Annotated in this window: 2 protein-coding genes; one reads left to right on the forward strand and one right to left on the reverse strand. The window is 35.5% G+C overall.

Annotated elements, in window-relative coordinates:
- The coding region (locus EKL98_RS16035; protein ID WP_148104444.1) for a penicillin acylase family protein at positions 1 to 863 on the forward strand (863 nt) is incomplete at its 5' end.
- 40 nt (positions 864 to 903) lie between these two features.
- On the opposite strand, the gene EKL98_RS16040 is transcribed toward EKL98_RS16035, so the two are convergent.
- The gene (locus EKL98_RS16040) at positions 904 to 1,269 is read right to left on the reverse strand and encodes a cupin domain-containing protein (RefSeq protein ID WP_126563150.1); all 366 of its coding nucleotides are present in this window, start codon (positions 1,267 to 1,269) and stop codon (positions 904 to 906) included.
- Positions 1,270 to 1,359 lie beyond the last annotated feature (90 nt).

Here is a 1,359-nt window from a genome sequence, read left to right on the forward strand (position 1 = left end):
ATTTGCCACAAGATAGGGCCAAAAGAATTTCGAGTTTGTTGCAACCCAAAAATAATTGGACAAAAAAAGAAGTAGGAGAAATGTTGAATGATAATACGTCTTCGATTACGCCAAGTATTGCGACCAATTTAATATCTGCATTAGATTCTAAAGCTTTTTCGAGTAGCGAAAAACAAGCAATTTCGATTTTAAAAAAATGGAATGGTTCCAATAATTTAAAAGATATTGCGCCAACAATTTATCAGAAATGGATATACAATTATTTGAAAAACACCTTTCAAGATGAATTGGGCGAAACGGATTTTAATATGCTTTTGAGTACACATATTGTCAAACAAATTATTGAACCGCAAAGCAGAAACGAAAGTTCCATTTGGTGGGATGATGTTGCTACAAAAAATAAAAAAGAAACCAGAACAGAAATTCTAAATAAATCCTTTCACGAAGCAATATCTGCACTTGAAAATCAATTGGGAAAAGAAGTGGATTCCTGGACTTGGAACAGAGTTCACACACTGGAACATCAGCATCCTTTGGGTCAAGTTGCCGCTTTGAGAAGTGTCTTTAATGTGGGGCCTTTTGAAGTTCCAGGTTCAACGGAAGTCATTAATAATCTGTTTTTTAATTTCACAAATGCCGGCGAATATCAAGTAAAAGGCGGGCCATCCACCCGAAGAGTTATTGATTTTTCGGATATAGAAAACAGTATGAGTATTTTGCCTACTGGCCAATCTGGGAATCCATTCAGTAAACATTACAACGACCAAGCAGAAATGTATAACACTGGCAAGTTCAGAAAAATGAAATTGAACAAGGAAGAGATTATTAAGACTTCGACGAAATTGGTTTTCATTCCAAAATAATTTAACCCTGACAGGGTTCAAAACCCTGACAGGGTTAAATTTATTCTTCCTCCCGATGCACTTTCATAAAATCGAAAGCGGGAGTGCAAATGGCGATATATTCGCAAGATTCTTCAAACGGGTTCGAGTATTGAACTCTTGTATTTTTCTCAATTTTTATAGATTGACCCGCTTCAAGAACCACAGTTTCTCCTTCGATTATAAATTGTTTTTTACCAGAAATAACATAGGTGTATTCTTCAAATTCTGGGGTTTGAAACGGTTCTTTCCAATGTGGTGGTGCAATCATATGCGCAATAGAAATTGCCGGATTGTCTGTAGTTGGAATCCCGTGATGCTCTTCGATGAGTTTTCCATCATTAGTTGGAACTACAAAAGGCGATTTTTGAATAAAGTATTTTTTCATTTTTTGTTATTGCGAGGCACGCGGCAATCTCATTTAGGTTAATCTGTTTTATTTATTTATTACAATTGCCATTACAATTGCCATTCAAAT

The sequence above is a fragment of the Flavobacterium bomense genome (assembly GCF_003970355.1).

What these genes read in the sequence shown, in the direction of transcription:
- EKL98_RS16040 (WP_126563150.1), bottom strand. Translation starts at nt 1,269, where the DNA reads ATGAAAAAATACTTTATTCAAAAATCGCCTTTTGTAGTTCCAACTAAT.